The sequence below is a fragment of the Enterobacter sp. R-1.6.2 genome (genome assembly GCF_035064085.1).
GTDB classification, from domain to species: domain Bacteria; phylum Pseudomonadota; class Gammaproteobacteria; order Enterobacterales; family Enterobacteriaceae; genus Enterobacter; species Enterobacter asburiae_B.
The window spans coordinates 74,032-80,031 of sequence record NZ_JASEYI010000023.1 but is presented as its reverse complement, the minus strand read 5'-3'; the positions used below and the strand labels follow the sequence as shown (position 1 = coordinate 80,031).

Here is a 6,000-nt window from a genome sequence, read left to right as displayed (position 1 = left end):
CGCTTACCGCTCATGGGCACCTCTCTTTAAGTCATCTTAAATGACTCTGAGGTGTCTGTTAAACGCGTGGCGATTCATAATGCTCAGGGCTTTTAGCCAAACTGTCACTTGATGTAAGAATCCAGAACCTTCAGCACAACGTCCAGGTCTTCTTCTCGTTTCTGTTCTTCACTTTCATGAACAATATGTTCAGTCAAATGTCCTTTAATCACTTCACGCAATAAACCATTCACGGCACCACGTATGGCGGCTATTTGTTGCAGTACAGCGGCACATTCGTGAGGTTCATCAAGCATTTTTTTCAGCGCAGCAACCTGCCCCTGGATCTTGCTTGTACGTGCTTTCAGTTTTTGTTTATCGCGGATGGTATGTGACATGTGGGCTCTCACTCTCCTGGATATTTTATGTAACTATACCAGCGTTATTCTACTGGGGGGTAGTATATTTTACTGGGGGGGAGTAGAATCCGGCCTACACTTAATAACCAAGAATGATTCTCATGAACGAATTTACGACACTTCTTCAGCAAGGCAACGCATGGTTTTTCATCCCCAGCGCCATTCTGCTTGGCGCGCTTCATGGACTGGAGCCCGGGCACTCCAAAACAATGATGGCAGCATTCATCATTGCTATAAAAGGCACCGTACGTCAGGCCGTGATGCTGGGTGTCGCGGCAACATTGTCGCACACTGCAGTCGTATGGCTGATTGCTTTTGGAGGGATGTATATCAGTAATAAATTTACCGCAGAATCAGCCGAACCCTGGCTACAGATGGTCTCTTCAGTGATCATCCTTGGTACGGCTTTTTGGATGTTCTGGCGAACCTGGAGCGGTGAGAAAAACTGGCTGGAGGGAATGCAGGAGAATGAACATCATCACCATGACGAAACAAGGTTGATCGATACTGGCCATGGAAAAGTTGAACTGTCCATTTTTGAAGAAGGACAACTTCCCCACTGGCGGCTACGCACTCTTAGTGGCCAAAGATGGGCTTCTGAAGATATCTCATTAACCACACTTCGGGAAAACAGTACGATCTCTCAGACTTTTGAATTTGTTGATCATGGTGATTATCTGGAGTCAACATCTCTCATCCCTGAGCCTCACAGTTTCAACGTACGTCTGTCTCTGGGACATCGTGGTCATGTCCATGACTATGATGTGGCGTTCGCTGAACACGACCATGACCACTCTGAGCTTGATGGGCTGGATGTGAATTCGAAAGAGTATCAGGACGCTCACGAACTGGCTCATGCCAATGACATAAAACGCCGCTTCGACGGGAAAGAAGTAACCAACGGGCAAATCCTGATATTTGGACTGACAGGAGGGCTTATCCCTTGCCCGGCAGCTATAACTGTATTGTTGATCTGCCTTCAGCTTAAAGCGCTTACGCTGGGTGCCACACTGGTTGTTTGTTTCAGTATCGGCCTGGCATTGACCCTCGTAACGGTTGGAGTGGGTGCGGCGATCAGCGTTCGTCAGGTCGCCAAACGCTGGAGTGGCTTCAATACCATCGCCAGAAGAGCCCCCTATATTTCAAGCGCCCTGATTGCTGCTGTTGGGATTTACATGGGTATACATGGCTGGAATGGGCTGGTGCATTAACACCGGTACTGATGACACACACTCTGGGTACTTACAAAGTACATCCTAAGCGCCACCGTTGAGGTTATGAGCAGAAAAACCCGGAATATAAAGCTGCTCTTTCCGGGACTTGTTGCTGAGGCAGGGATTAAGTAACTGATTAAATCCATTCCCATAAGACTCAATGATAAATGAAAGAATAAAAAAAACGCTCCCGAATGGGAGCGTAAGCCAGTGACTTCGGCGTCAAATGAGGGTCTAACAAGTGGAGCTGCGGGTTAATTCTGGGTGATCTGGCTGCGATGCTTTTCAGCCTGCTGCTGATGAATAACGGAAGACTGACCATTATTCGCCTTCTCGTGCACAACAGCGGCTTTTTCATGCTCGTTCATTTCTGAAAATGACGTTGCTGATTCGTTGGTGGCCCCTGGTTTGCCTTTCATCATTTTTTTATGCATCTCCGCCATGTCCTGGTGGGCAGAAGCGTTGCCGTTTTGCATCATTTCATGGGACATTGCAGCCTGATCGTGTCCGCTCATATCCATCATTGTCATACTGTCTCCCTGAACAGCGCTTTTTTCAGAGGTTGACTGCATCTGATGGGCGGGTGCCTGGGCATTATTTACCTGGTCATGCATGTTCATTGTCTCTGCAGCCATGGCGGATGAAGCGACAGCCATAATGGCAACAAATGATACAAGGATCTTTTTCATGGTTGGGTCTCCGGTGTTTTCATACCCAAACAATCAACGGCTTATAACAGAGAAAGCATTTGATCTCAGGGCGGGTTATTCATCACTCCAGGAACCAGGCGATTGCGTTATCACTCTGCTCCTGATTTATGTATGATTATAAAAAACCGCCTCTGTTTATCGCGTGACTGAATGATGACAATTTTGTCACCTTCCAGGTTTCTCCTGAAGAACGGGATTAATCCATTAACAGGCGCACTTTGAACACAATTTCCCGCCCCTGCTGTTCTGCTGACAGCTCGCCGCCGTGAGCATGAATGATCGACCTTGTAATTGATAATCCCAGCCCCGCGCCTTCCGTGTTGTAGAACCTTGATGAGTCTGCGCGATAGAACCGGTCAAACAAACGTTCCAGATTAGCGGGAACCTGGCCGGACATCGTATTCGTAATCATCACGTTCACACAGTCACTGTCACGCTCAAGGTGTATCGCTGTACAGGTGTTATCGGGAGAATACTTGATTGCATTGGAAAGCAGGTTACTGAAAGCACGTCGGAGCATATCGCTGTCTCCGGCAACAACGCCCTCTCCTTCAACCGTGATTGTCTTTCCTGTTTCGTCTGCCAGGGGCTCGAACAACTCACGTAATTCATTCAGTTCGGCTGCCAGATCCACATCATGTTTATCCAGCCGCAGCAGACCATGCTCTGAACGTGCCAGAAAAAGCATGTCACTGGTCATTCGTGACAACCTTTTCAGTTCTTCCAGGTTAGCGAATAAAATTTCGCGGTAATGCGAAACATCCCTTTCCTTAGCCAGTGCAAACTGCGTCTGCATCATCAGATTACTGACTGGTGTGCGCAGCTCATGCGCGATGTCAGACGAGAAATCTGACAGTTTCCGGAATGCCCCCTCCAGGCGATCAAACATATTATTGAACTCCTGCATGGTCTCAGAGATTTCCGGCGGAGCCAGATCGGGATTTAGACGCTGATCCAGGCTGTGTACGGTCATGGAGGAAGCCAGACTGGTCATTTCCCGTAGCGGTTTCAGACCAATACGTGTGGTCAGCCAGCCCAGAAAAACAGAAATAAAGACCAGACCGATATTGAACCAGAACAGCCAGGTACTGAGTTTGTCCATAAACAGGGTGTGATACCCAGTATCCGTGGCAACCGTAATGATGACATGTTTGCTTTTACCCTGTTCCGGCGTCACGGCAACCCGCCGCGAGATACTGCGGTACACGGTGTTATTTTCTTCCGTCTGGATCATATAGTCGAGAATATCACCCGACTTATTAAGCAGGACCGCTGGAACAACAGAATTTTTGGCATAGAGTTCAACAATTTTTTCATTTTCCATGTTTTTTATAGAAATGAATAAGCCATTGTGCCCCACCATCGCATCGTTTATTTTTTCTGATAATGACTTAATATCCGTTTTGTTCCTGAACGTCTCTGTTTTAAGAAACTCTTCGGTGAGCTGAAGTTTACCTGTCAGAAAATCGCGGTCCTGATTATCGAAATAGCCATTCAGGGTGCTAATCAGGATAAAACTTGATAACCACCATACCGTAAGCATCACCGCAGAAAAAATCAGGCTCAGGCGTGTGGTCAGGGAAATTTTGAACCTCACTCTTCTCTGATCTCCAGGACATATCCGGCACCGCGAACGGTATGGATCAGTTTTGGCTCAAAGTCATCATCAATTTTACTTCTCAGACGTCTCACGGCGACATCAATCACATTCGTATCACTGTCAAAATTCATGTTCCAGACCAGGGACGAGATAAGACTCCTGGGTAACACTTCTCCGGTGCGTTGCAGCAGCAACTCAAGCAGAACGTATTCTTTACCGGTGAGATGGATCTTCTTCCCCGAACGGATCACGGTCCGGCGCACCATATCAACGGTCATATCGGCGATGGTGCAGACTGTTGCGGCCTGCGAGCGTGCCCGGCGCAGTAGGGTTCTTACACGTGCAACCAGCTCCGTAAAATCAAAGGGCTTAATCAGGTAGTCATCTGCGCCAAGCTCCAGTCCTTTCACTTTGTCCCGCACGTTGTCCTTTGCGGTTAAAAACAGGACCGGTTCTTCGTGCCCGGACTCCCTCAGTGCGCTGATGATTTGCCACCCGTCGAGGAAAGGCAGCATCACGTCCAGTATTATCAAATCATACTGTCCCTTCGACGCGGCCCCGAGACCATCGCGGCCATTATTAAAGAGATCGGCCTGATAGCCTTCCTCAACCAGTCCCTGCTGCAGGTAACGACCTGTTTTTTGTTCGTCTTCAACGATTAAAATACGCTGCATGGTCAACTCGCTGATATGAAAGTAAAAATCTCACGCATGAGCTTTGGCTGTCCCCTAGCTGATCTGAGACGGAGCAAGCATTCCAAGCCACGCTACGGCGCCCAGAATGATAATCGCAACAACGAATTCTGTCAGGATGCTGTTTCGCATCAGGGCAACGCTGCGATCATAATTCCCTTCCCTGACCATAACTTCAAGCCGGGGACCCAGGTGAAACCGGTTTGCTGCAGCCAGAAGAAGCATCAGAACAAACAGAGCCGTCTTGGCAAGCAATATCCTCCCCCAGGAACTGTTGAATAAGGGAGTTAAGTTACCCTCAGCAATATACAGATAGTTGACCAGCGCACTCAGGATCAGGGCTACAACAATCACCGTTCCTGCCGTGGCAAATTTTGCCAGGGAGTCAGATATCACAATGACGCTCTGTGCATTATGCTCGTTTCTGCGCATCAGCAGGATAGCAAATGCAACCAGAGCACCTGTCCAGGCACCTGCAGCGCCGAGATGGGTCAGATCGCTCAGTAAATGGAGATAGTAATGCAGACCGTCATGCATAACGGCGTGTCCTCCCCAGGCAAGTGTAGCCAGCGCCACGCCCCCACTCATCGTCATCAGCAGGCAGGACAATACTCTCTTATTAGTGTAAAGGAACAAAGCACCGAGTGTGGTAAACAGGGCACAGAGCCTGACAATCCAGCTAATACCCACATCAGTTTCTTCTATCACCATCTCGATAACATGGATGGATAATTCTCTGAGGTCAGTTACTCCACTCATGGCATTAGATACCAGGAGCATATTAATGCCAGTAAGAATGATGCCTGTAACAACAGCAAAGGTTATAAACGACCTGAAATTAGTCAGGTTATAGGTTTCATGTCTGACACCGCTTATTCCATATATCTGAAAAAATGGCAATCCAAATATTACCATCAAATCCAGATAAAGAAGAAAACGAATAACAATCATAATCAGGTCGTTCATAATATTACTTCACTGTAAAGGTGTAATTACCGGTAATAGGGTGCGTATCTGAAGAAACCGCGCGCCAGTCAACACGATAAGTGCCAGCGGGTAAAGGCTCTCGCGGAATAATGACCATCGATTTAGGGTCAGCGCCTGGCGCCACTTTTGCCGCGACCGGCATCGGAGAATGTGATGACATGCCTTTCATACCCGTCATCGTTAATTTTGCACCTGAGAATTTCACGGTCAGATTTTCCGAGAAATTAAGCTGAATCTTTTCCGGGGCCGCTACGGCTGAATCAGCCTGTGGCACAGAGCTTTTTAATTCCGGATGGGCCATAGCAGAGAAAGCAACGCCCATAACGAGGCCACCTGTAAGAATGGCTTTATTTAAAATCGACATTTTATTTACCTGTTTAGTTGAGTGTTTTATATCAG

7 protein-coding genes are annotated in these 6,000 nt (G+C 47.8%); 1 reads left to right on the top strand and 6 read right to left on the bottom strand.

Features of this window, described 5'->3' with window-relative positions; genetic code table 11:
* Positions 1-104 precede the first annotated feature (104 nt).
* Complete coding sequence (gene rcnR, locus QMN93_RS20790; RefSeq protein ID WP_000019951.1) at positions 105-377, bottom strand: Ni(II)/Co(II)-binding transcriptional repressor RcnR; 273 nt, start codon at positions 375-377, stop codon at positions 105-107.
* 122 nt (positions 378-499) lie between these two features.
* Here rcnR and QMN93_RS20785 point away from each other — a divergent pair, with 122 nt between their 5' ends.
* Positions 500-1,609: a nickel/cobalt efflux protein RcnA gene (locus QMN93_RS20785; RefSeq protein ID WP_193140151.1), complete on the top strand. Its 1,110-nt coding sequence runs from the start codon at positions 500-502 to the stop codon at positions 1,607-1,609.
* A 257-nt stretch (positions 1,610-1,866) separates the two neighbouring features.
* Here QMN93_RS20785 and QMN93_RS20780 read toward each other — a convergent pair whose 3' ends face one another.
* The 5 genes from QMN93_RS20780 to pcoC form a co-directional block, all read right to left on the bottom strand.
* A complete protein-coding gene (locus tag QMN93_RS20780; RefSeq protein WP_000723070.1) occupies positions 1,867-2,301 on the bottom strand; it encodes a hypothetical protein in 435 nt (144 codons plus the stop codon).
* 217 nt (positions 2,302-2,518) lie between these two features.
* Positions 2,519-3,919: a copper resistance membrane spanning protein PcoS gene (gene pcoS / locus QMN93_RS20775; RefSeq protein WP_001211180.1), complete on the bottom strand. Its 1,401-nt coding sequence runs from the start codon at positions 3,917-3,919 to the stop codon at positions 2,519-2,521.
* Positions 3,916-4,596: a copper response regulator transcription factor PcoR gene (gene pcoR, locus QMN93_RS20770; RefSeq protein ID WP_001188930.1), complete on the bottom strand. Its 681-nt coding sequence runs from the start codon at positions 4,594-4,596 to the stop codon at positions 3,916-3,918. Before pcoR ends, pcoS begins: the two co-directional genes overlap by 4 nt.
* 54 nt (positions 4,597-4,650) lie before the next feature.
* Positions 4,651-5,529 carry a copper resistance inner membrane protein PcoD gene (gene pcoD / locus QMN93_RS20765; protein ID WP_080821469.1) on the bottom strand — a complete coding sequence of 293 codons (879 nt, stop codon included), beginning with the start codon at positions 5,527-5,529 and terminating at the stop codon, positions 4,651-4,653.
* 55 nt (positions 5,530-5,584) lie between these two features.
* A complete protein-coding gene (gene pcoC, locus QMN93_RS20760) occupies positions 5,585-5,965 on the bottom strand; it encodes a copper resistance system metallochaperone PcoC (protein ID WP_000025662.1) in 381 nt (126 codons plus the stop codon).
* Between the last annotated feature and the right edge of the window lie 35 nt (positions 5,966-6,000).

What these genes read in the sequence shown, in the direction of transcription:
- pcoR (WP_001188930.1), bottom strand. Translation starts at nt 4,596, where the DNA reads ATGCAGCGTATTTTAATCGTTGAAGACGAACAAAAAACAGGTCGTTAC.
- pcoD (WP_080821469.1), bottom strand. Translation starts at nt 5,529, where the DNA reads ATGGTAATATTTGGATTGCCATTTTTTCAGATATATGGAATAAGCGGT.
- rcnR (WP_000019951.1), bottom strand. Translation starts at nt 377, where the DNA reads ATGTCACATACCATCCGCGATAAACAAAAACTGAAAGCACGTACAAGC.
- QMN93_RS20780 (WP_000723070.1), bottom strand. Translation starts at nt 2,301, where the DNA reads ATGAAAAAGATCCTTGTATCATTTGTTGCCATTATGGCTGTCGCTTCA.
- QMN93_RS20785 (WP_193140151.1), top strand. Translation starts at nt 500, where the DNA reads ATGAACGAATTTACGACACTTCTTCAGCAAGGCAACGCATGGTTTTTC.
- pcoC (WP_000025662.1), bottom strand. Translation starts at nt 5,965, where the DNA reads ATGTCGATTTTAAATAAAGCCATTCTTACAGGTGGCCTCGTTATGGGC.